We start from the raw sequence: 25,715 nt of genomic DNA on the forward strand, positions 1-25,715 counted from the left end.
TTTCTACACAACGAAAAATTAACTTAAATTAGATTAGATGGATTGATTAAAATGGTTGAAACTACTAAAAATTCTAAATCAAAATTATTTAATTCGCTCTTTAGTGCGGCAGACTCTTTAAGAGGAAAGATGGATGCTAATGAATATAAAAATTATTTGTTAGGTTTGATTTTCTATAAATATTTGTCAGATAAATTATTGTATCAAGCGGTTGAAGAATATTCTTGGGGTGAAGATAGTGATGTTTCTTTGGAAGAAGCACAAACAATTTATACTGAAAATTACCAAGATTTAAAGGATGAGTTAAAAGGTTCTTTGCGCTACACAATTGAGCCAGAACATACTTTTACTTATTTGATGCAAGAGATTGATGGTACTGCTCGAACTAAAGATGGTAATGTTAAAACTTTCCAAAATTCTGATTTAGGTGATGCTTTTAATGATATTGAAAGTACTGGAAAAGAATTTGAAGGCTTATTTGATGATGTAGACTTGTATTCTCGTCGCTTAGGTTCAAATGCACAAAAGCAAACTGATACTATCATGGATGTGATGAAGGCATTACGTGACATTCAGTTAGTTAATAGAGACAAGGATAGTAAATCAGACTCTCTCGGGGATGCATATGAATACTTAATTGGAGAATTTGCTTCTGAAAGTGGTAAAAAAGCTGGCGAGTTCTATACTCCTCAAGAAGTTTCTAAGATTTTAACCCGTTTAACTTTAGCTGGTGAAGAAAAGCCTTCAGAATTAACAGTTTATGACCCTGCAATGGGGTCAGGCTCTTTACTTTTGAACTTTAGAGATTTAGTGAAAAATCCTAATCGTATTGTTTACTATGGTCAAGAAATTAATGTTTCAACTTATAACTTGGCCAGAATGAATATGATCTTGCACGGGGTTAGTCCAGAAAATCAACACTTAAGATTAGGTGATACATTAGATGCAGACTGGCCACCAATTGGTGAGACGATGTTTGATGCGGTAGTAATGAACCCACCATATTCATTAAAATGGTCAGCTGATAAGGGATTTTTAGATGATCCACGCTTCAGTAAGTATGGCGTCCTTCCACCTAAGTCCAAGGCAGATTATGCATTTTTATTGCATGGCTTTTATCATTTGAAGAATACAGGAACTATGGCAATTGTTTTACCGCATGGTGTCTTATTCCGTGGTTCTGGTGAAGGGAAGATTCGTCAGAAGCTTCTTGAAGATGGTTCAATTGATGCAGTTATTGGGTTACCACCAAATATCTTTGTTAACACGCCAATTCCTACTACAATTGTCGTATTGAAGAAGAATAAGACTGATCGTAGTGTGTTCTTTATTGATGCTTCAAGAGAATTTGAAAAGCAAAAGAAACAAAATAAATTAAGAAAAGAAGATATTGATAAAGTCATTTCAACTTATGAAAAGCGTGAAGATGTCGAAAGATATGCTCATTTGGCTGATTATAAGGAAATTAAAGAGAACGACTTCAACCTTAACATCACTAGATATATTGATTCTTACGTTCCAGAGCCTCCGGTTGACTTGGAAAAGGTAGCAGCTAACTTGACTGAAACTCAAGCTCAAATTGATGAGAATGAGAAGAAGTTGGTAGGGATGCTCAAAGAATTAACTTCAGATGATGAAAAAATCATGACTGGGTTAAACGATATTATTAAGTTTTTTGAAAGCAATACGGAGGATAAATGATGAATCAAGATTCTAAAAAAGCCCCTGTACTGCGCTTTAAGGGCTTTTCTGACGATTGGGAGCAACGTAAGCTTGGGGAAGTAGCTACTTTTCATAATGGTGATAGAGGCCGGAATTATCCGCAAGAAAGTGAATTAGTAAAAATAGGGATTCCATTTATTAATGCTGGAGATTTGATTAACGGAAAAATTGATACAAATAATTGTAAGAAAATAACTCCTGATAAATTTAATTCACTTCGTGGTGCTAAGTTAAAAATCGGAGATATAGTATATTGCTTAAGAGGTACTTTAGGAAAAAACGCTATAAATCTCGATGTTTCAATCGGTACCATCGCATCTTCTTTAGTCCTTATTCGACCAGTTAAAATAAATAATCATTATTTATTTCAAATTTTAAATTCTGATGTAGGAAACAAACAAATTTTAAAATTTGATGAAGGTGCAGTTCAACCTAATTTATCAGTTAAAAATTTAAGAAAATTTGTAATTCCATATGCTTCTAAATTAGAACAAGACAAAATTGCTAAATTAATGTCTTTAATTTCAGAAAATTTAACCCTTCAACAACGAAAATTAGAGCAAATTGATTCTTTAAAAAATACTGTAGTTGCAACATTGTTTGAAAATAAAAAAACATGGTCAAAAGTTAATTTAAAAGATATTAGTGAAATTTCAAGTGGCGCTAATGTAGATTCTAGGCACTCTAAAGGATCATTCAAAATAACTAGAATCGAGACAATTTCTTCAGGAGTATTAAACGAGGAAAAACTTGGATATACCAACGAAAAAATAGATAACAAATATCTTCTAAAAAAAGGGGATATTTTGTTTAGTAATATTAATTCCTTAAAACATATAGGTAAAACTGCTTTAGCGACTTCATGTGAAGACATATACCAAGGTATGAATTTATTAAGAATTAGGCCTAACATACAAAAAGTAGACCCTACTTACTTATTTACTTTTCTTAATCTTCCAGAAACTTTAGCTTGGTCACAAAGATTTGCTAATCCTGCTGTAAATCAAGCAAGTATTAACAAAACGCAAGTTTCAAAAATGCCAATATATTTGCCCTCATTAGCAGAACAAATAGAAATTAAAAATATAGTTACTAAAATAGATTCATATATTTATAATCTGAATAAAAATATTCAAAATTTAAAACAGACTAAAAACTTTCTTCTTCAAAACATGTTTATTTAAACTTGATAAAAACAAAACCTCTTTGAACAATTAAGCACGTGACTTAATTAATTCAAGGAGGTTTTTAAATGTCACGAAAAAATTATAGTACCAAGTTGTTCTACAAGTATTACTTAGAATGGATTCATCTTTACAAGGATGATGCCGTTCGTTCAGTTACACTAGATAAATATTATTTAGTGCAACGTCGCTTAAAAGAGTTAGCCCCAGATTTGCACATGAATGAGTTAACTCGTCAAAGCTACCAAAAAATTTTAAACCTTTATGCTCAAACCCATGAAAAAGCAACTGTATTAGATTTTCATCATCACTTAAAGGCAAGTATCTTTGATGCAGTTGATGATGGCTTACTAAAAAATTATCCAACACGTAGAGCTATCATTAAAGGACGAACTCCTTCAGAAAAGAAACCAAAGTTTTTAAACTTATTTGATTTACAAAGACTAATTCGCTCTCTTAATTTGAAAGAAGAATTAAGTTGGGATTGGTTCTTTTTACTAGTCGCAAAAAGTGGCTTACGTTTTGCCGAAGCATTAGCTTTGACACCAGAAGATTTCGATTTTGAAAATCAAGTTTTGATTATTAATAAGTCTTGGAATTACAAAGATAAAAATGGTGGCTTCCAACCAACTAAAAATAAGGCATCTAATCGGAAAGTGATGATTGATTGGCATTTAATGCAACAATTTAAAATCTTAATTGAAGATAGAGATAAAAAATTACCAATATTTTTCGACAAAGGCCAACGAGTTTATAATTCTAGCTTAAATAAAAAATTGGCTGGATACTGCGAAAATCTAAAAATACCAAAAATTTCAATCCATGGTCTTCGACATACTCATGCATCTCTCTTACTTTATGAAGGAGTATCAATTGCCAGCGTAGCTAAGAGATTAGGCCATACTAATACAACTACTACTCAAGAAACTTATATTCATATTATTCGCGAACTTGAAAATAAAGATAATGATAAAATTCTCCATCACTTATCTCAATTAATGTAATTAAAAAAGACGCTCTTAATGGGCGTCTTTGTGCTATATAAACATATTTTGGAGTAAGAATTTCTTGATTTTTTTACAGTTATTAATTTGTAAATCTAAATCCATTAAATTTTCATTAATGTTATTAACTATATTGGTTATGCGAATTTGGTTTTCCAAATTTTTAGGAATAGTGATTTTTAAATGTTTTAATGAACGTTGACTAATTCCTTGTGCTGTGCCTCCCGTAGCTAATCTCTGTAAATCATTTTGAACTCTTGGTGTTGATAAAATAAATGCTAAAAAATCATTTGTTATTAGCTTCTCATTTGGAACAAGAGCTATAACTCTTTGACTTAAAATATACTTTTCATTGTCAGGCACTTGAGCAACATTTCCTACCGGAGCTTCGGTTGTTAGCAATACTTGACCTTGATATAACTCATTACCCGTCATCCATATTTTATATAAATCATCATTACCAAAATGTACTGAGGCATTTTTATCTACATAGCCTTGTTTAACATTAAGTGCTGACAATGCTATATGTCCCTTAGTTGACCATGTGGATTTTAATTTTTTAGGCGTTTTTCCACGAAAATCTATAATTTTTTCTATAAGATCTAAAAAATTATATTCTATCCAATCATCGGATTTAGAATTAATAAGTTGTTGAGTAATACCTTTTTTAAAAGACTTTAGCTGTTTCAATTTTCGTTGTTGAAGAGTATTTTCATAATCTAATGCATTTATTAAAAGTCCAATTTTGTTTTGTTCATTCATTCCAGGCACTTTAAATTTGGAGTTTGAAACTAAATTCCAATCTGAACGTGGCATTTTAGATCCAGAAGATAAATTACTAATATATTTAAACCGAGAAGTTTGGATTAAAGAAAAAAGAAAATTGGAATCGGAATTTTCCTTTACTTCAAATACCCAAAAGTCCCCTACAGCAGATCCTTCAAAATTAGCTAATAGTCTATTATCCAAGTATGGACGTAATTTGCCAAAAAGAATGTTTGTAGGATAAAAATGAGTACCTTGCTTTCCTGATGAAAGTTTTTTGAAAGGAGTTAATAATTTACCTTCACCAGCTTTAATATCATCAAAAGTTACATTTAGTAAATTATTATCTTGGACCTGTTTAGTTACTCTTCTAATAAGCTGTAAGAAAGTTCGTTGCTCCCAAAAGAAAATCAGCAGAAAAATTCAAAAAGTGATAATTTAAAAGTAAGATGTTTTGTGCAAGTAAGGAGTAAGCTATGGAAGAAGAAAAAGTATTAGAAGACAATCTTATTCAGCAATTAATTCATGGAGAATCTCAATGGACGCTGCGAGAAGATTTAAAAAATGAAGATGATCTATGGGATAATTTCTTCAAAATTTTGTCTCAAAATAATAAAAATGTTCTAAAAGATGTGCCGTTGACTGAAAATGAAAAGGCAATGATTAAGTCGAAAGTCGTGCATCCCACATTCTACCGTAGTGTTGAATGGCTAGCAGGTGCCAATAGGATGGTAAAATTACCAATTCCAAGAGATAAGAGTGAATTAGGAATTGCTGACTTAACAATTTTAGATAATACCAATATTACTGGTGGTAGTTCTGTCTATGAAGTAGTTCACCAAATTCAGTTCAAAAGAAGAGAGGATATTGACCGTAATCGTCGCACAGATGTAACTCTTTTAATCAATGGTTTGCCAATGATTCATATTGAATTGAAGAATCGTAATCATGGTATTAATGATGCCTTCAACCAAATTCAAAAATATATCGATGAACAAATATTTAATGGGATTTTCTCAACTATTCAAATGTTCGTTGTAACCAATGGCACTGAGTCCAAATATATTGCCGCTGGTCAGCAATTACGTAAGAAGTTTATGACTAATTGGGTCGATAAGAATAATAAGCCAGTTCATGATTATTTGGCTTTTGCTAAGGATGTATTATCTATTCCAGCAGCCCACCATATGATTGCAGACTATGTTGTTTTAGATAATGACCAAAAGAATATTATTTTGCTTCGTCCTTACCAAATTCATGCCATTCAAGCCATTGAACAAGCTTCAATAGGCGATAATCCCCAATCTGGTTTTATTTGGCATACAACTGGTTCTGGAAAGACTTTGACTTCTTACAAAGTTGCTCATAATTTGTTATCTATTCCATCGGTTCAAAAGACGATTTTCTTAATTGACCGTAATGATTTAGACACTCAGACAAGTTCTGCGTTTAAGACTTATGCTCAAACGGACACGATTGAAGTAAGCGATACTGACAATAGTTTTGATCTAGCTAGAAAGTTGGCTAGTCCTAACAAGCAGGTGATTGTTGCTACACGTCAGAAAATGCAGGCTCTTTTTAAGCATATTAAGAAAGACGAAAAAGAAAAGAAAATCTATCAAAAAATTAGAAACATGCGGATGACTTTCATTGTTGATGAGTGTCACCGTGCCGTGAGTCCTGATCAAAAGAACGAAATTGATGCATTTTTTGCTAAAAAACCATTATGGTATGGATTTACAGGTACGCCAATTTTTGAAGAGAATGCTCGACAAGAGAAAGGCTCTAACGCTAGAACCACCGAGCAACAGTATGGTCATTGCTTGCATCGTTACACTATTAAAGATGCAATTAGAGATAATTCTGTCTTAGGTTTTCAAGTAGAAGAACGTGGTAGTGATGATAATGAAACTGATGATGAAGATGATACAAAAAAATTAAATCAAATCTATTTATCAGAAAGTCATATGCGTCAAGTTGTAAAAAATTTCTTTAAGACAGCATACAGAAAGCTTGGGATTTATAATAAACAAAATCGTGGCTATACTTATTCTGCCTTGTTTACTACTAGTTCAATTAAGCAAGCACAAAGATACTATAAATTATTTAGAAAAGTAATTAATGGTGAAGATGAAGAACTTAAGATTCCTGAAAGAATTAAGAAGTTTTTGCCAGATTTTCCTAGGATGGCAATTACATATTCAGTAGGCGAAAATGGTGATGAAGATGAGGCTAATCAAAATGAGATGAAGCAGTCACTTGAAGATTACAATCACTTATTTGGCACTCATTATAGTATGGATTTGCTTAAAGCTTATAACACTAACGTAACTGAAAGATTGGCTCGTAAAAAGAAACAGTATCAAGCTCGTGATCAACAATTGGACTTCGTTATTGTTGTAGATAGATTGCTTACAGGATTTGACTCACCAAGCTTGTCAACGCTTTATATTGATCGTCGCCCAATGCCTTATAAAGATTTGATTCAAGCATTTTCGAGAACGAATCGTATTTTTGATAAAGATAAAAAATATGGCCAGATTATTACTTTCCAATATCCTAAGAAGTACAAGGAAGATATTAATAATGCTCTGACTCTATACTCAGAAGGCGGAAACAATGAAATTGTAAGACCTGAGTGGAAAGTTTCTAAGAATAAATTTGAAAAAGCAGAACACCAGATTATTAAATATAAGAATAATTCTGGAATCTCAATTCTTGATGCATCTGATGAAGATCAAAAGCAATTCTTAAAAGAATATCAACATTTTGACAAGGCCTATGGGGCACTTCAAACTTATAGTGAGTTCGATCAGATTGATCCAAGTAAAGATTATGGCTTAGATGATAATTTCTTAGAAGACTTACGTGGAAAATATGAAATTATTCGTGAAAAGTTCAAATCTGGTGATGACGGAGAAGATGTGTCGGATATCGATTTTGATTATGAATTAGAAGTAGTTGATAAGCAGACAGTTGATTACAGTTACATCGTAAAACTTATTCAATCTTATATTCCGAGTGATGATGAAGAAGATAGTCATAAGACTGAGGCTGAAGTTAAAGAAATTGACGAATATATCAAGAATCTGGCTATCACTAATCCAACCGTAGCTCATATTATGATGGAATTATGGAATAAGATTAAAGCTGATCCTAAGAAGTTTAGAAACAAGCAAGTAAATGAAATCTTGCAAAGTATGATTGATGACGCAAAGAATAATTTTTTAAAGAAATTTGCTGAAGAATATAAAGTTCAGCTTGATGCTCTTAAATATGTGATGAGACATTATAATTTGGAGAAAAATGAATTCGATCAGTTAGGGATGCGGGATTTGTTAGCAAAGGAAAGTTTCTTAGAGTATAAAAAAGAACATGCTATTATTCCTCTAAAGTGGAAAAAGATGGTTCGAGAAGCTGTAAGAGAACTTTATCGAAAACAAATCAGTCCGTTGATTCATTTATCTTAAAAAAACAAAAAATCTCGACGCCTAAATGGAATCGAGATTTTATTTTGCTTAAGATTAAAAACTTATTCAAAAATCTTATCAATATCAAGTACAAACTACATAAGCATTTGGAGTATCAGTACCTTCAACAACGCTCTTAGCATAGTCGTCATTTTCGTGAATATGTGGAGTAGCAATAATCTTCATTGCCTTATGAGTTGGCACGTCAGCAACCACGATTGTAGCCTTAGAGCCGTTCTTTAAGTTGTTGTAAAAGATATTGTAAGTGCCTGTTGAAGAATTATTGTTGGTCCTTTGTTAATTTGTTTGAATCCAATTGTTTCATGCTTTCTTATCTACTTTGATTTGTTTTTCAAGAAAAATTATCACGCAAATTAGTAGTATTTTAATTATTATAAAAAAAGTAAAAAAATCTGATATTTTTACTTTTTTTCATTTTATTTTTATGATAACTCGTGTAATATGTGTGTATGTAGTTTTTAAGCAATTTTCTTGCAAAAATAAGTATTGGAGGGATTAGATGAGTTTTTGGCAAAGATTAACTCATAAACAGGATCCAAAAGTATATGCAGATAAGGATAAAAAATTGGTTCCTTCATTGACAACGATTGACTTATTAGCCTTAGGAATTGGTATCGTTGTTGGAACTGGTATTTTTACCTTGCCAGGAATTGTAGCAGCTAATCATGCCGGTCCTGCAGTAACGATTTCATTTATTTTAGGTGCGATTGGGGCAGGAATGGCAGCTTTGGCATATGCCGAGACTTCGTCTGTTTTACCATTTGCAGGGTCAGCCTTCTCGTGGATTAATGTCTTATTTGGAGAATTTTTAGGTTGGGTCTGTGGTTGGGCCTTATTAGCAGAGTACTTTATTGCTGTTTCTTTTGTGGCTTCTGGTTGGTCAGCTTATATGCAAGGATTTTTAAAACAATTCAATATTGTTCTCCCAGAATTTTTAGCTAAAGGAACTGATTTTCAAGGACATGGTGGTGTTGACATTTTAACTGTCTTTATCATTATGCTTACCGGTTTTTTGCTTTCTCGTGGTCTAAAAAAAGTTAGCCGAGTAGAGAACGCTTTAGTTATTTTGAAGGTTATTGTAATTATTTTATTTATTGCAGTAGGTTTAACCGCAATTCATCCTAATAACTATGCCCCATTTATTCCACCCCATAAATCAGGAACTAATTTTGGTGGCTGGCAAGGTATTTTAGCCGGTACTTCACAGCTTTTCTTGGTCTATATTGGATTTGATGCCATTGCAGCCAATACTGCTGAAGCTAAGAATCCTGAAAAGACAATGCCACGTGGAATTATTGGTACTCTAGTAATTGGAACTGCTTTGTTTGTGACTGTTTCCTTAGTATTAGTAGGGATGTTTAATTACAAAATTTATGCTGGAAATGCTGAACCTGCAGCTTTTGCTTTAAGAAAAGCTGGGCATGCTTTTACAGCTAACTTACTTTCAATTGTGGCAATTTTTGGGATGTTAACTGGTATGATTGGGATGCAGATGGCTTCGTCACGTTTAATCTATGCTTTTGGTCGGGATGGCTTTTTACCTAAGTCATTAGGTCATCTGGATAAAAATAAAACACCACAAAGATCACTTTGGATTGTCACCTTTACGGCTGCGATTGTAGGTGGTGTATTACCATTTACTTTCTTATCTAATCTAGTTTCAGCTGGAACTTTAATTGCCTTTATCATGGTATCGCTTGGTATCTATCGTTTAAGAAAACGTGAAGGTGTAGATTTACCTCAACCAACTTTTAAAATGCCACTTTATCCTGTCTTACCAGCATTATCTGCCATTGTTTCTGCGATTATTTTTTGGCAATTAAGTGTTGATGCTAAATTATTAATGGTAGGTTGGTTGATTTTAGGAATAATTGTTTACTTTATTTACGGTTACCGGCATGTCCACCAGGATAAACCTGATGAAGTAAGTGAGAATATCGAAGATCAAATATAAGATGTTGTTCTAATAAACGTTATTAACAAAAAACTGTTAAAATATAATACGAGAGAAAACCGTATTAATTTTGACAGTTTTTTTATTTAGGGAGGATTTATGGCTGATAAAAAATTACTTTTAATCGACGGAAATTCTGTAGCTTTCCGTGCTTTTTATGCTTTATATCGCCAGCTCGATAACTTTACCAGTCCCGATGGTTTACATACAAATGCTATTTATGCATTTAAAAATATGTTGGATGTAGTTTTGCGTGATACTGATCCATCTAATGTCTTAGTAGCTTTTGATGCAGGAAAAGTCACTTTTAGAAATAAAATGTATGACGAATATAAGGGCGGTCGGGCAAAGACTCCGAGTGAACTTTCTGAACAATTACCAGTTATTAAGGAATTGTTAGAGGATATGGGTATCAAAAGTTATGAATTAGCTAATTATGAAGCTGATGATATTATTGGTACTATGGCTAAAATGGGTGCAGAAAAGGACTTCAAAGTTACGGTTGTGACAGGAGATCGTGACTTAACACAACTTGCTTCTGATCATACTACAGTTATGGTAACCAAGAAGGGTGTGGGTGAACTGGAAGCTTTTACCCCGGAGCATATGAAGGAAGTTAATGGGGTTACACCAACTGAATTCATTGATATGAAAGCTCTGATGGGGGACAGTTCAGATAACTACCCTGGAGTAGAGAAGATTGGTCCCAAAACTGCTGCTAAGCTTATTCAAAAATATGGTAGTGTAGAAAACTTATATGACCATATTGATGAAATGAAAAAGTCTAAAATGAAGGAGAATTTAATTAAGGATAAGGATAAGGCACTCTTAGGTAAGAAGTTAGCTACCATTAATTGTGATTCTCCAGTTGACCTAAATTTAGAAGATACTAGTCGCCAGCCTGTTAATTATGAAAAATTACGTCAACTTTATGAACGTTTGAATTTTAGAAAGTTTTTAGCCCAACTTGATCAAAGCGAAGCAGGTAGCGGTGAATCTTCTAGTCCCGCAGAAAGTTATGAATACGAAGTATTGACTCAAAGTAATTTAGGCAAAATAGCTAATCTGAAAGATCAATCTGTAAGCTTTTATTTAGCAATGTTGGGTGAAAATTATCACTTGGCTCCCTTTAATGGCTTTGCTTTAAAAGTTGGCGATAAAAACTATGTTTCTAAAGATACTAGTTTACTTGAAGAAGATATTCTAAAAGATATTTTAGAAAATAAAAATATAAAGAAGAATGTTTTTGATATCAAAAGGACTTATGTTGGCTTACATCGCTTGGGAATTAAAGCAGAAGGTTTAGATTATGATATGTTGTTGGCCTCATATTTGGTCAATAATGAAAATAATTCTAATGACTTAGGTGAAATAGCTCACCTTTATGATGAATATAGTGTGAAGACTGACTTAGAAGTTTACGGCAAAGGTAAAAAAGCAGCTATTCCAGAAGATGAGGTATTTTTCAAACACTTAGCTGCAAAAGTCTCTATTATTGATAAATTAAAGCAACCACTCTTAGACAAGCTAAAAGAACATGAGCAAGATGATTTATACGAGACTATCGAAATTCCCGTTGCTTTTGTCTTAGCTAAAATGGAAATCGTTGGTATCAAGGTGGAAGCCTCTGTTTTAGTTCAAATGGGAAATGAATTAGCTATTAAGATTGCTGAATTAGAAAAGAAAATTTATGCCCAAGCTGGTGAAGAGTTTAATTTAAATTCGCCTAAGCAACTCGGTCATATTCTTTTTGAAAAACTTAACTTACCACCAATTAAAAAGACAAAAACAGGTTATTCAACTTCTGTTGAAGTTTTAGAGCAATTAAAACAAAAGAGTCCAATTGTTTCGGCAATCTTAGATTACCGCCAATTGAGTAAATTACAATCGACCTATATTAAGGGGCTACTAGACTGCATTCAGCCTGATAGTAGGATTCATACCCGTTACTTACAGACCTTAACTGCAACTGGACGTCTTTCTTCAGTAGATCCTAATTTACAAAATATTCCTACTCGGACAGATGAAGGTAAACAAATTAGAAGGGCGTTTGTACCAAGCACTAAAGATGGATATATTTTTTCTTGTGACTATTCGCAGGTGGAATTACGTGTGTTAGCCCATGTTTCGGGGGATGCAGCAATGCAGGAAGCCTTTAAGTCTGGTTATGATATCCATGCTCATACAGCTATGAAAATCTTTGGCCTGACTTCTACAGATGAAGTAACACCATTAATGCGGCGACATGCTAAGGCAGTTAACTTCGGAATTGTCTATGGTATTTCTGATTATGGCTTGTCCAAAAATATTGGTATTTCAAGAAAACAGGCTAAGCAATTCATTGATAATTATTTTGAACAGTATCCTCAAGTTCATGAATACATGGATAAGGCGGTTCAAGTTGCGCGAGAAAAAGGTTATGCTGAAACAATTATGCATCGTCGCAGATACTTACCTGATATTCATGCCAAGAACTTTAATGTACGAAGTTTTGCGGAAAGAACAGCTATTAATTCACCGATTCAAGGATCAGCTGCCGATATTATCAAAATCGCTATGATTAACATGCAAAATAAACTTGATGAATTACACTTAAAGACTAAGATGGTCTTACAGGTACATGATGAATTAATATTTGATGTACCAAAAGATGAATTAGAGACTATTAAAGAAATCGTTCCACAAGTAATGCAATCAGCGGTTCAACTTGATGTGCCTTTGATTGCTGACTCTAATTGGGGTCATAATTGGTATGATGCTAAATAAAAGAAGGTGATTTCTTATGCCGGAAATGCCAGAAGTTGAGACGGTTAGAAGAACTTTAGATCCCTTAATGAAGGGAAAAACAATTCAAGAGATGACGGTCTGGTATCCTAAAATTATTGTTGGTAATAGTGAGTCTGTTGCTCAAAAATTAGTGGGTAAAAAAGTCCTTGGTGTTGATCGTTATGGGAAGTACTTATTAATTCGCTTGAGTGATAATTTAACTTTGGTCTCCCACTTAAGGATGGAAGGTAAGTATAGAATTACTAGTCCTGATGCTCCCAAGGAAAAACATGAACACATTCAGTTTATTTTTACTGATGGTAGTGCAATTCGTTATGATGATGTAAGAAAATTCGGACGGATGCACTTAGTGGAGACTGGAACTGAAAGACAAACAACAGGGATTAGCAAATTAGGTCCTGAGCCGAATACAGATGAATTTAATATTGAGTACTTCTCTAAAAAACTTTCTAAAAAGAAGAAAAATATCAAAAATACTTTGCTGGATCAAACGATTGTATGTGGTTTAGGAAATATCTATGTTGACGAGGTATTGTGGCAAAGTAAGATTCATCCCTTAAGTAGCGCCCAAAAAATTCCTACTGAAGTTGTGGGAAAATTACATGATAATATCAATACTACGATTGCTGAAGCAACTGCAGAAAAGGGAACTACGGTTCATAGTTTTTTAAATGCAGCCGGCGAAACTGGTGGTTATCAAAATAAATTAAAAGTTTATGGTCATGTAGGTGAAAAATGTGAGCGTTGTGGGACAATTTTAGAAAAAATCAAAGTTAGTGGAAGAGGGACAACATTTTGTCCTCATTGTCAGGTGCTATATAAATGACATATTTTTTAGGATTAACCGGGGGAATTGCAACCGGTAAAAGTACTGCAGATCATTTTTTTCTTAAAAAAAATATTCCTATCATTGACACTGATCAGATTGCTCATGCCCTGATGGCCAAGAATCAGGCAAGTTATCAAGCCATTATTAGGCATTTTGGTAAGGGTATTTTAGCTGAAGATGGTGAAATTGATCGTAAGAAGCTTAGTGCAATTGTTTTTAACGATAAAAATCAATTAAATCGCTTAAATGAATTGACGCATCCACTTATTTTAAATAATATGAAAGAAAAAATGATCCAATATCAAGCTCAGGATATACCCTTTGTAATTTTAGATATTCCCTTGCTTTTTGAAGGAAATTTAACTAGTTACTGTACTGCCACTTTATTGATTACTGCGCCCTTTCAGCTAGAATTGAGCCGCTTAATGGCAAGAAATAATCTAAACGAAGTTGATGCTAGAAAACGTATTGCCAGTCAGATGCCACTTGCTAAAAAAGAAAAGCTAGCTGATTATGTGATTGAGAATAGTGGAACAATTAATGATTTAGAAAATAAATTATCTAGTTTATTAGAAGAAATAGGCAGGTAAGAGATATGGAATGTCCAAATTGTCATCAAAATTCTTCACGTGTAATTGATTCTCGTCCTAGTGATGAAAATCGTGCGATTAGAAGAAGAAGAGAATGTGAAAATTGTGGTTTTCGTTTTACTACCTTTGAAAGAGTGGAAAAAGCACCCTTATTAGTAGTTAAAAATGATGGGACTCGTGAACCCTTTAACCGAGAAAAAATTTTACATGGAGTGGTAATGTCTGCTCAAAAACGTCCGGTCTCTAGTGAACAATTAAATACGCTAGTTGATCATGTTGATAATGCTATTCGAAAACAGGGCGTTAGTGAAATTTCATCTAAGGATATTGGTGAATATGTAATGAAGGAACTAGCAGATATTGACGATGTAGCTTATATCCGTTTTGCAAGTATCTATCGTCAATTTAAGGATGTTTCTGGATTTATGGAGGCCATGGAAGATATGATGGCCAAACATGATAAGGAGAAGTAGCTAAATGTTTGCAAGTACAGACCCCAAGGAGCCTTTTTATGTTGCAAATAAAGTAGAAATTGATAATGAAAAAGAAAGAGTTTTGACCCGTCTTTATCAGCCTTTAGTTGGAATATTAGGTGTCGGTCTGTATATAACGTTAATCAGTGAATTTGATAGTGTTCCTATTGCAGGTGATTATAAAACTCTCTATCAATTACAAGATCAGACTAACAGTAGTTTAAAAGACCTCTTTAATAGTCTTCATCGCTTAGAAGCAACTGGCTTAGTAAAGACTTTTATTGGTGAAAATCCTATTTTAGGAGAAGTAATTATTTTTAAGCTCCAGTCTATTCCAACAGCTCAAGAATTTTTTAGAACATTTTTACTTTCAAGTCTTCTATTAGAAAAAGTAGGTTCTACAGCCTATCAACGATTAGTTAATGATTTTACTCCCCGTTCTTTTAAAGGTTTAGAGAATGCTCAAGAAGTGACGAGTAGCTTTTTTGATGTGTTTCATTTAAATAAAGAAAAGGCAATCGACCCTGAGCAAGAAGTAAAAGTAGCTGCCCAAAAAGTTGGTGATAAACCCAAGCGTCTGCTCAAGGTAGGAAATAATTTAATCAAGGTTGATTGGCAATTTTTGATTGATAGTTTTGAAACTTATCATATTGATAGGAACGAAATTAATCTCCATAAAAGTGAGATTAGTCAAATCATTAATTTTTATAAATTAACGGAAATGGATTTTATTAATGTAACTTTGCCTACATTATCTGCCGCTGATAATAAGCTTGATATGCGGGCAATCCAACTCTCAGCTAATGATAAGTTTGGTAGTCGAACGAATAGTAAGATTATTAGCGAACAAATTAAAAAGGCTAACGAAGAGAAAATAAAAAATAATATCGAAGCACCTGTTTTATCTGAAGAAGAAAAAGCCCTTGAAAGAGATATGAAAACTATTAAACCGGTAGACTTTTTGCAGGATTTGAAGTCAGCTAAGAGGCAAATTGCTACTTCTTCTGAACGAGTAGTTGCTTTTAAAGTGGAAAATAATTACGGGATTAGTAGAGAATTAGCTAATGCGGTGATTTATGGATGCCTACAGTCGAACTTTTCTTTATATCTTCGAAGTGCAGAAACCATCATCAATGATTGGACAGCTCATGAAATAACGACGGCTGCCGAAGCAATTGTTTATATGAAAGAACGTGCACAAGCAAAACAAGAGCGTAAACAGACTCAGACTACTAATAATTCCAAGCGTTATTATTCTAAGGCTTCAAAATCTACCCAACGAATCGATTGGAATAATTATCATCCTGAATCTGAAGATGATACCCCGGATTTATCACAAGATGAAATTAATAAAATCTTTCGTAAATATGGGAAAGATAGTGAATAAGGTGGTGAAGTAATGGAATCAATTGGAGACATATTAAAAAATATCATTGATGGAAAACATTTGAATCAAGATCAAACACAAATTAGGGAAACTGCTTTACAAAATCAAGATGTTCAAAAATTTCTTTCAGAAAATAAAATAGACCAAGCAACTCTTGAACGTTCGATGGATAATCTAGTTTTTTACGTTCAGCAATTAAATTCTGCAAGTAATCAACGGGTTATGGCGGGTTATCGTCCAAAATTGTTTTTAAATGGTAATGTGATTGATATAACTTATGCACCTACTGAGCAAAAGCAAAAAGAGGATGAAAATTCTGCGGCAGCAAAAAGAATAGAATTAATTGATTTACCCGAAAAGTTGCGTCATGTAGAATTAGAAGAAGTAGACCAAAATCCTGATAGGATGAAGGCTATTTCTGAAATAGCTAGGTTCTTAATAGAATTTGATAATAATAAGCATGCACGTGGCCTTTATTTAGAAGGAGATTTTGGAGTAGGAAAGACCTACTTATTGGCTGCTTTAGCTAATTCAGTGGCGAGAAAAGGTGTCAAGGTAATCTTTTTACATGTACCATCTTTTATTGCCAGTTTAAGTAGTCATTTTGGCGATAATAGCCTAAATGATGAAATAGAGCGGATTGCTAATGCACCTGTTGTAATTTTTGATGATATTGGAGCAGAAACACTTAGTGAGTGGTCTCGTGATGATGTATTAGGTGTAATTTTGCAAAAACGGATGGATAATGAATTACCTACATTTTTCAGCTCTAATTTAAATTTAACTATGCTAAATGAGCATTTTGCTCAAGTAAAAAATAGTAATAATAGTTTAAAGGCTGAGCGTTTAATGGAAAGAATTAATTTTGTAAGTAAAGAAGTTCGTGTTCTTGGTAAAAATCGACGTTATCGTTAAAAAATTGATTTTTTCCCTTGCATCTAATTGCGTAGCTAGTATAATGAGAAAAGATGAGAGACATGACTGTTTTCACCACAGAGACAAGAGCCGAGTTCTGGAAGCTCTTGATAGAAGGCAGCCCCAACTTTCTTCAGCCCAATTTTATTATATTTTGGTTAGGTACCATTAACGACCTTAGAGGAACTAGTAGGATTACTAGTTCGAATTTTGGGTGGAACCACGTAATTAACGTCCCAGCACTTTTTATTAGTGCTGGGATTTTTTATTTGGAGGTAAATATATATGAGTTTTGCTGTAACTTTGCCAGATGGCTCAAAGAAAGAATTTGACAAACCAGTATCAGTTAAGGATTTAGCTTCATCAATTGCAACTTCTCTTGGAAAAGCAGCTGTTGGTGCCAAAATTAATGGTGTAATGAAGCCATTAGAATACGTAGTTGATGGTGACGTAGAAGCTGCAATTATTACTGATAAAGACGAAGAAGGCTTAGATATTTTACGTGCTACTACTGCATTCTTATTTGAAGCGGTTGTCAAGCGTGAATACGGCGATGTTCGTTTAGGTGAACATGTTGCTGATGAAGGTGGTTTCTTTGTTGATACTGATAAAGAAAACCAAATCAAGGTTACTGAATTACCAAAGCTTGAAAAGGCAATGCAAAAAGCTATCAAGAATGGTGAAAAGATTGAATACACTACTATGAAGAAGAGTGAACTTGAAGAAATCTTTAAAGATGATCCATTCAAGCTAGACTTACTCAAAAAAGAAGCTGACGAAGTTGCAGTTTACAAGTTAGGTGACTTTGTAGACTTTGGTTTTGAAGCATTATTACCAAACACTGGAAAAATTAAGCAATTTAAGTTATTGTCAGTTGCCGGTGCTTATTGGATGGGTAAGTCTTCTAATCCAATGCTTCAAAGAATCTTTGGTACTGCATTCTTTAAGAAGGCCGATTTGGATGCTGATATCAAACGCCGTGAAGAGATTAAAGAAAGAGACCACAGAACTATTGGTAGAGACTTAGACTTATTCTTTGTTGATCCTAAGGTTGGTGCAGGTCTTCCTTACTGGATGCCAAATGGTGCAACTATTCGTCGTGTAATTGAACGTTATATCATCGATAAAGAAGTTGGAGATGGCTATAAACACGTTTATACACCAGTTTTGATGAATTTGGATGCTTATAAGACATCTGGTCACTGGGCACACTATCGTGAAGATATGTTCCCACCAATGGATATGGGTGATGGCGAAATGCTTGAATTACGTCCAATGAACTGCCCAAGTCACATTCAAATCTACAAGCACCACATTCGTTCATACCGTGATTTACCACTTCGTATTGCGGAATTAGGTATGATGCATAGATATGAAAAGTCTGGTGCTTTATCAGGTCTTCAACGTGTACGTGAAATGACTTTAAATGATGGTCATACTTTTGTTGAATTAGATCAAGTTCAAGAAGAATTTGCTAAAGTTTTGAAGTTAATTATGGATGTTTACAAGGACTTTGATATCACTGATTACTACTTCAGACTTTCTTACCGTGATCCTAAGAATACTGATAAGTACTACGCAAATGATGAAATGTGGGAAAGAAGTCAAACTATGCTTAAGGCAGCTATGGATGACCTTGGCCTTGACTATGTTGAAGCAGAAGGTGAAGCCGCATTCTACGGTCCTAAGCTTGATATTCAAACTAAGACTGCTTTGGGTAATGATGAAACTATGTCAACTATCCAATTAGACTTCATGCTTCCAGAAAGATTTGGCTTAACTTACGTAGGTAAAGATGGTGAAGAACACCGTCCAGTTATGATTCACCGTGGTATTGTTGGTACGATGGAAAGATTCATTGCTTACCTTATTGAAATTTACAAGGGTGCATTCCCAACTTGGCTTGCCCCAGTTCAAGCAAGAATTATTCCTGTTAACCTTGATGCTCATAACGACTATGCTAAGAAGGTAGAAGAAGAACTTACTAAGCGTGGATTTAGAGCAGAAGTAGATACTCGTAATGAAAAATTAGGTTACAAGATCCGTGAATCTCAAACCCAAAAGTTACCTTATACTTTAGTTTTAGGGGATGAAGAAATGAACGCGGGTAACGTAAATGTTCGTCCTTATGGTACTGAAGAACAAAATACAATGAGTTTAGACGAATTCCTCAAGATGATTGATGAAGATGTTAAGTCATACTCACGTGAAAATTAATAATTTATAAAAAAATAAATCATGTTCTGATTTTTTCAGAGCATGATTTTTTTATATTTTTGTAAAGATAGTGTATCTTTTTTTGGAAGTTTTTGTGAAGAAAGTGTGAATTTTTTCTTTACTAGTTATTTTATGTAAACGGATACATTTACAAAAATTGGAAAAATTTTATATTAAATAACTAAAAAATTAAAATAATAAATAATTCTCAAATTATAAATCAAAAAGTTAATATTATAACTCGGTTAAACCTTATAATTACTGGATTAATACTAATGTGATTAGATAACAACGAACACCCAAAAAAGACTAATTTCCCACTTTTTTTGGTGTTATTTAATAAAAGCTAAAATAAATTTTGAAGAGGGCTTGACCCCCCCGATTTGTTTGTGGTAAAAGATGGTTGTAACGGATGAAGCACGTTTTAGTTGAAAGGGTTATAAAACAAAAACGTGTTATCTAAAATTAATATTCAATACCGCTTCCGCAAATGGAGCATAAATAAAATATTTTAGTTGATGTGAAATAATGAAATAGCTTTAAAGAGCTACTTAATTACTCATTAATTTACAGAGACTAAGCCATAACTTTATCAATTGTTGAAGGAGCAAATGATGAAGTTAGGGTAACCGTTGATGCTAAAAGTGGTTTAACCACTTATGAGTTTGAGGAGAATTATTATTATGTTATCAAAGAATAATTATCAAGAAAAAATTAAGAAGATGGAACCTAAGCAAGATCGGTTCTCTATTCGTAAATTTACTGTAGGTACTGCTTCAGTATTAATCGGTTCATTCATTATGGGTGTAACTAGTGCTCATGTTGTTCACGCAGATACTGTTGAAGGTAATAATGACAGTGAAAAATCTGATGCAACTGATGCTATCCAAGATACTAAGACAATTAATATTACTGAAGCAAGTTCTGCTGCTGACCAAACTAGTGCAGCTTCATCTAGCGAAGCAGAATCTAGTGTAGCTTCATCTAGCGCAGTTGAATCAGACAGCACTAATACTTCAAGTTTTGCTGCTACATCTGCTAATAGTGAAAATTCTTCCGCAAAAGAATTTAGTGCAGTTGATAATTCTAAGAGCTTTACTACTGTTGGTAGTGCACAAGCAACTACAACTAAAAGTAGCGCTTCTGATGTAGCTTCTACCAAGGAAGCTGCAAGTTCTGCTCAAAATAAGGCTCAATCACAATCCGCTCAAACTAGTGAAAATAGTACTGCAACTAGTGAAAATAATGCCGCTAAGAGTAGTTCTGCTACAGCTAACTTAGATACAGCTACAGTTAAAAATTCAGTAGCTACTGAAACAACTCAATCAGCTGCAGCTACTAGTTCTTTTAATTCAGCAGATAGTAGTGCTGCCTCCGCTTCAACAGCAACTACTAATACTCTTGATTTAAATACTGATACTCTTTCAACTGATGCAGCTCAATTAGATACTAATACTTCTAAAGATGCACAAGCTTTAAAGACTGCTTCATTATTAAGAACTTCTTTAGTTCAATTAGCAGCTAATGCAAATGATGTAACTACTGATAGTCAAACTAAGTCCAGTGATACTGTAAAGCCTATTACTAGTTTTGCTGAGTTACAGTCTGCTGCAAGTAGTGGTGAAAAGAGTGTTACTATTTCTGGTAACATTACTGCAGTTACTGACTTAAATATTAATAGCGATTTTACTATCAATGGTACAGATAATGCATCATTAACTTTTACTAATTCATCTGCTATTAACAACAATGGTAATTTAACTTTAAATAATCTTACTATTAATGGTTCCATTAAAGGTACTGGTACTGTTACCGTTGAAGGAACTGTAAATTCTAATGTTACTGATGCTAGTGCTGATACTCTATCAAATGATGAGATGGATACCCAAATTGGTCAACACTCAGGTGATGGTGTAAAGAGTAGCAACTGGAAAGCAGCTAACATTTCTGCTTCTAAAGTTGATGTTGAACAAGGAGCAACTTTAAATATTAATCGTGACATCACTGGTGACGGTATTGCTTTAACTGGTGGTGCTGCAACATTTACAGATGATGGTTCAACTTTTGGTAAAACTACTCCATCTAATGATAAGGGTACTTTAACTGTTGGTATTAACAGTACTTTAACTATTAACTTAAAGGATGCTACAACAGCTAGTCGTTCAAATGAAAGTAAGTCTAGTTTAGATAACGCTTCTGCTGGTATTCGTGCAGTTAATAATGGTCACGTAACTACTGGTGATAGTGCTCAAATTACAATTAATGCAGGACATGGACGTGCTATTGTATTTAATGAACCATTTGGTGGTACAACTTCAGTACAACAAAGTAGTAATTTGGAAACTGGCTGGTACAGAAATAGAAGTACTACACGTGATAAATCTTACGCTCAAGACACTAATAACTCAGTAGTATTTGGTGATTCAAACGTAGTTAATATTACTGGTCGTGATGGTATTTTAATTGGTAATAGAAGTCTTTTCCAAACTGGTGATCACAGTAAAGTTCACATTGACTCTAAGGGTAATGGTGCTGGACTTTTAGGTGATGCATTCAGTGTTGTTGAAGTATCACCTCAATCAGAACTTATTTTAACTTCTGACGGTAAAGATAGATCAGGTCAATGGAGTGGTGGTAACTTTATTGGACTTGGTGAAAATGGTCAATTCCGTGTAGAACACGATGCTACATTTAAATATACCTTAGTTAACCGTAAAGGTACTCCAGATCCAAACGCATATGACGATAACATGAATATTATCTCAACCAACAGTAAATCTAAGCCTTTAGTTTATGTTGGTAATAACGCAGTCTTTGATGGTCAAAGTGACTACACAGACTACTATGGTGAAATTTTTGCCTTCCCACTAGGTGGTAGTACTAATGGTGTATTCCAAATTGATGGTGCAAAATATGTTAACTGGCAAAAGACTGCTACTGTATATGCTCACTCTAACCATGGTAACTTGTACTACTCAATGGGTAAGAGTTTGATTGATGCTACTTCTCAAGATGGTCAATCATACTACGTCTTCAAGTGGAACAATAAAGACTTTAACGGTAAAACAGATACTTTTGATGATTCAACTGTAGATTCAACTAAGCAATCATTACAAAACTTTATTAATAGTTCAAGTGAATATTGGCAAAATGTTACTCACTTGGCAACTTCTTACAGTAAGAACGGTAATTCTTCAGAATTCCCAGGTCACTATGTTGATAGTGTTTCTATGAATGGTGATGCCACTGCTGGTATGAAGAATGGTACTGCACTTAATAACTTTAAAGGTGGAGATGATGGATTCGATCCTGAAAGTTCACAACGTTTAGTTTTAGTTGCAACTATTATTCCTACTCAAGAAGATCAAACTGAACAAGTTAAGGATCCATACCAAGTAATTGTCAAAGAAAATGATGAACTTAAACCAGGTGAAGTTCGAGTTGTTCAAAAGGGTGTTGATGGTTTAAAGCGTACCACCACTACTACTTACTACAATGTTGATCCTTCAAGTGGTAATAAGACTCTTGATACTACTAAAGGTGATAATGGTGTAGAAACTACTACTACTGTTCTTAACGAAAAGCAAGATGAAATCATCGAAGTAGGTCCACAAACTGCAACTATTAATTACGTTCACCAAACTGGTACAGATGCTCAAGGTAATCCAACTTATGAAGCAGTTAAGGATTCAGACGGCAATGCTATTGTAGGTACTGTGACTGATTCACCTGTAGCAGTTGATGCAGATAATAACGTTATTTTTGATTCAGATGGTAATGTAACAGCTAATACCATTGATTACACAAATTATGCAACTGATTTGGCTAATGCACAAAAGTCATACCCAGTAGTAATTTCTGATGGATGGCAAGAAGCAGTTAACAACGGTACAGATAAGTTTGATGTAGGTGATAACTTTACTAAGGAAACTATCGCTAACGGCACTGCTACTTTACCTACTACTGGTCCTACATTTACAGTTGTGTTAGGAGAACCTGTCAAGGATAAAGGTAGCGTAACTGTTACTTTCCATGATGTAACTGATAACAAAGATATTCCACAAGATGAAGCAGGATACACTTCAGGTGAACAAGATGTTGATACTCCTGTTAGTTATGATCCACAAACAGATTTAACTAAGCTTGAAGATGAAGGCTATGTATTAGCAGATTCAAGTGTACCAACTATCCCAACAACCATTGAAAAGGGCGATCAAAACATTGTTATCAATGTTAAACATGGTACTCAACCTGTAACTCCAGAAAATCCAGGTAAACCAGGTGATCCAATTAATCCTAATGATCCAGATGGTCCTAAGTACCCAGATGGTACTGATGATAAGAGTTTAACTAAAGATGTAACTCGTACCATTGTTTACAAGGGTGCAGGCGATAAGACTCCAGCTTCAGTTGATCAAACTGTTAAGTTTACTCAAAGTGGTGTGTTAGATAAGGTAACCGGTGAATGGACTACTCCACTTACTTGGTCCGAAGACCAAACCTTTACTGCTCAAACTTCACCTAAGGTAGATGGCTACCATGTAGTGAGTGTTGACAAGGATACTACTGATAATGTAAACGTTGATGCAGCAACTGTTAGCCATGATGCAAATGATTACACAGTTACTGTAACTTATGAACCTGATGCACCAACAACTCCTGATAAAACACCAGCTACGGGTAAAGTAACTTATATTGATGATACAACTAACAAGACCCTTAAAGCTGATGATTTGAATGGTAATGTTGGTGATAAGATTGATTACACTACTCAAGATAAGATTCAAAATTATGAAAATGAAGGTTATGTATTAGTTTCAAATGACTTCAATGATGGAAATGAAACTTTCCAAGAAAATGGTAATAACTTTGAAGTTCACTTGAAGCATGGTACTGCTCCAGTTGGACCAAATGATCCACATGATCCTGATACTCCAGTTAACCCTGATGATCCACGTGATCCAGATGATCAACCTAAGTGGCCTTCTAAAGATACATATACTGAACAATACACTTCAACTCTTCATTATCAATATGCAGACGGTACAACTGCTGCTCCTGATAATACACAAACTTCAACTTGGACTCGTACTTTAACTATTGATAAGGTAACTGGTGAAGTACAAAACCCTGATGAAGCTTGGACATCAGATATTGATACCTATAAAGATGCACAAGTTCCAGTAATTAATGGTTATGTTGCTAGAAAACAAACTAAGAACGGCAAAGCTGTTTCTTCAATTGTTGCTGGTGACAAGGCTGTTCAAGAAAATCTTGAAGATACTGTAATTTATGACAAGATCGGAAATATTGTTCCACAAGATCCAAGTGGTAATCCAGTTCCAGATCCAAGTGATCCATCAAAGGATGTACCAGATAAGCCTTATACTAATGATCCAGATGATCCAACTAAGGTAACACCAAATGAACCAGTGCCTGAAATTCCAGGATACACACCAAATACTCCAAGTGTTACTCCAGATGATCCAACTAAGGATACACCAGTAACTTATACTAAGGCTGATGACACTAAAGTAACAGGTACACAAACTGTTCATTATGTTGATGACCAAGGTAATGTTTTACGTCCAGATGAAGTAAATGATAGTTTTGTATTTACTCAAGACGCTGATACTAAACAATGGAATGAAACTAGTCACAAGTACAACGATGCAACTGCACCAGTAATTACTGGTTACGTAACTAAAGAAAAGACTGTTACTGGTCAAACTGCTACTCCTGACGATCCAAACAAAGAAATTACTATTGTTTATAGTAAGATCGGTAAGATTGTACCAGTTGATAAAGATACAGATAAACCTATTCCAAATTCCCCAACCCCAAGTTATTCTAATGATCCAGAAGATCCAACTAAGGTTGTGCCAAATGAGCCAGTACCAAATGTACCAGACTATAGACCAGTTGATCCAACACCAATTACTCCTGAAGACCCAACTAAGGATACAGAAGTTCCTTATGTTAAGGACTCAACTCCAGAAGCTCAAGATCAAACTGCACAAGTTATTTACCAAGATGTAAATGACCCAGCAAACCCAATTCAATTAGCAACTTCTGGTAACTTAACTGGTAAACCAGGTGACAAGATCAACTACAGTACAGCTGATCAAATCAAGGCTTTAGAAGATCAAGGTTATGTTCTCGTTAACGATGGTTTCCCAGAAGGAACTGCATACGATAACGATAGCTCAACTAATCAAACTTTCTATGTAACTTTCAATCATGGTACTCAACCTGTAACACCAGAAAATCCAGGCAAACCAGGTGAACCAATCAACCCTAACGATCCAGATGGTCCTAAGTACCCAGATGGTACTGATGCAGATAGCTTAACTAAGACAGGTAAGCAAACTATCCATTACGTTGGAGCAGGTGACAA

14 protein-coding genes and 1 pseudogene are annotated in these 25,715 nt (G+C 34.2%); 13 read left to right on the plus strand and 2 right to left on the minus strand.

From position 1 onward, the window contains the following. Positions 1-51 precede the first annotated feature (51 nt). The 3 genes from HDR40_RS06765 (at position 52) to HDR40_RS06775 (ending at position 3,910) form a co-directional block, all read left to right on the plus strand. A complete protein-coding gene (locus tag HDR40_RS06765) occupies positions 52-1,701 on the plus strand; it encodes a type I restriction-modification system subunit M (protein WP_290625229.1) in 1,650 nt (549 codons plus the stop codon). Continuing rightward, positions 1,698-2,906: a restriction endonuclease subunit S gene (locus tag HDR40_RS06770; protein WP_290627732.1), complete on the plus strand. Its 1,209-nt coding sequence runs from the start codon at positions 1,698-1,700 to the stop codon at positions 2,904-2,906. Before HDR40_RS06765 ends, HDR40_RS06770 begins: the two co-directional genes overlap by 4 nt. 68 nt (positions 2,907-2,974) lie before the next feature. After that, positions 2,975-3,910 (plus strand): site-specific integrase, encoded by a 936-nt coding sequence (locus HDR40_RS06775; protein ID WP_290625225.1) that lies wholly within the window; start codon positions 2,975-2,977, stop codon positions 3,908-3,910. A 33-nt stretch (positions 3,911-3,943) separates the two neighbouring features. Here HDR40_RS06775 and HDR40_RS06780 read toward each other — a convergent pair whose 3' ends face one another. Next, positions 3,944-4,879: a restriction endonuclease subunit S gene (locus tag HDR40_RS06780; protein WP_290627734.1), complete on the minus strand. Its 936-nt coding sequence runs from the start codon at positions 4,877-4,879 to the stop codon at positions 3,944-3,946. 272 nt (positions 4,880-5,151) lie between these two features. On the opposite strand from HDR40_RS06780, the gene HDR40_RS06785 reads away from it, so the two are divergent. Next, complete coding sequence (locus HDR40_RS06785; protein WP_290627736.1) at positions 5,152-8,145, plus strand: HsdR family type I site-specific deoxyribonuclease; 2,994 nt, start codon at positions 5,152-5,154, stop codon at positions 8,143-8,145. 62 nt (positions 8,146-8,207) lie between these two features. On the opposite strand, the pseudogene HDR40_RS09930 reads toward HDR40_RS06785, so the two are convergent. Next, positions 8,208-8,470: pseudogene (locus HDR40_RS09930) on the minus strand (pyridoxamine 5'-phosphate oxidase family protein). Positions 8,471-8,665: 195 nt separating this feature from the next. On the opposite strand from HDR40_RS09930, the gene HDR40_RS06795 reads away from it, so the two are divergent. The 9 genes from HDR40_RS06795 to HDR40_RS06835 all read left to right on the plus strand — a co-directional run. Further along, entirely contained in the window at positions 8,666-10,120 is a 1,455-nt protein-coding gene (locus tag HDR40_RS06795) for an amino acid permease (RefSeq protein ID WP_290625217.1), read from the plus strand. Between the two features lie 99 nt (positions 10,121-10,219). Next, positions 10,220-12,886: a DNA polymerase I gene (gene polA / locus HDR40_RS06800; RefSeq protein ID WP_290625215.1), complete on the plus strand. Its 2,667-nt coding sequence runs from the start codon at positions 10,220-10,222 to the stop codon at positions 12,884-12,886. Positions 12,887-12,902: 16 nt separating this feature from the next. Next, complete coding sequence (mutM, locus tag HDR40_RS06805) at positions 12,903-13,733, plus strand: DNA-formamidopyrimidine glycosylase (protein WP_290625213.1); 831 nt, start codon at positions 12,903-12,905, stop codon at positions 13,731-13,733. Then, the gene (coaE, locus tag HDR40_RS06810) at positions 13,730-14,326 is read left to right on the plus strand and encodes a dephospho-CoA kinase (RefSeq protein WP_290625211.1); all 597 of its coding nucleotides are present in this window, start codon (positions 13,730-13,732) and stop codon (positions 14,324-14,326) included. Before mutM ends, coaE begins: the two co-directional genes overlap by 4 nt. Before the next feature lie 5 nt (positions 14,327-14,331). Further along, on the plus strand, positions 14,332-14,799 hold the full coding sequence (nrdR, locus tag HDR40_RS06815; RefSeq protein ID WP_290625209.1) for a transcriptional regulator NrdR: 468 nt from the start codon (positions 14,332-14,334) through the stop codon (positions 14,797-14,799). 4 nt (positions 14,800-14,803) lie between these two features. Beyond that, entirely contained in the window at positions 14,804-16,186 is a 1,383-nt protein-coding gene (locus tag HDR40_RS06820) for a DnaD domain protein (RefSeq protein ID WP_290625207.1), read from the plus strand. A gap of 12 nt (positions 16,187-16,198) precedes the next feature. Continuing rightward, entirely contained in the window at positions 16,199-17,101 is a 903-nt protein-coding gene (gene dnaI, locus HDR40_RS06825) for a primosomal protein DnaI (RefSeq protein WP_290625205.1), read from the plus strand. A 285-nt stretch (positions 17,102-17,386) separates the two neighbouring features. Continuing rightward, positions 17,387-19,318: a threonine--tRNA ligase gene (gene thrS, locus HDR40_RS06830; RefSeq protein ID WP_290625203.1), complete on the plus strand. Its 1,932-nt coding sequence runs from the start codon at positions 17,387-17,389 to the stop codon at positions 19,316-19,318. Between the two features lie 683 nt (positions 19,319-20,001). Further along, positions 20,002-25,715: YSIRK-type signal peptide-containing protein (locus HDR40_RS06835; RefSeq protein WP_290627738.1), on the plus strand; the 5,714-nt coding region annotated here is incomplete at its 3' end.

The sequence above is a fragment of the Lactobacillus sp. genome (assembly GCF_014803895.1).

Coding starts and splice junctions, on each gene's coding strand:
- HDR40_RS06765 (WP_290625229.1), top strand. CDS start 52: ATGGTTGAAACTACTAAAAATTCTAAATCAAAATTATTTAATTCGCTC.
- HDR40_RS06770 (WP_290627732.1), top strand. CDS start 1,698: ATGATGAATCAAGATTCTAAAAAAGCCCCTGTACTGCGCTTTAAGGGC.
- HDR40_RS06775 (WP_290625225.1), top strand. CDS start 2,975: ATGTCACGAAAAAATTATAGTACCAAGTTGTTCTACAAGTATTACTTA.
- HDR40_RS06785 (WP_290627736.1), top strand. CDS start 5,152: ATGGAAGAAGAAAAAGTATTAGAAGACAATCTTATTCAGCAATTAATT.
- HDR40_RS06795 (WP_290625217.1), top strand. CDS start 8,666: ATGAGTTTTTGGCAAAGATTAACTCATAAACAGGATCCAAAAGTATAT.
- polA (WP_290625215.1), top strand. CDS start 10,220: ATGGCTGATAAAAAATTACTTTTAATCGACGGAAATTCTGTAGCTTTC.
- mutM (WP_290625213.1), top strand. CDS start 12,903: ATGCCGGAAATGCCAGAAGTTGAGACGGTTAGAAGAACTTTAGATCCC.
- coaE (WP_290625211.1), top strand. CDS start 13,730: ATGACATATTTTTTAGGATTAACCGGGGGAATTGCAACCGGTAAAAGT.
- nrdR (WP_290625209.1), top strand. CDS start 14,332: ATGGAATGTCCAAATTGTCATCAAAATTCTTCACGTGTAATTGATTCT.
- HDR40_RS06820 (WP_290625207.1), top strand. CDS start 14,804: ATGTTTGCAAGTACAGACCCCAAGGAGCCTTTTTATGTTGCAAATAAA.
- dnaI (WP_290625205.1), top strand. CDS start 16,199: ATGGAATCAATTGGAGACATATTAAAAAATATCATTGATGGAAAACAT.
- thrS (WP_290625203.1), top strand. CDS start 17,387: ATGAGTTTTGCTGTAACTTTGCCAGATGGCTCAAAGAAAGAATTTGAC.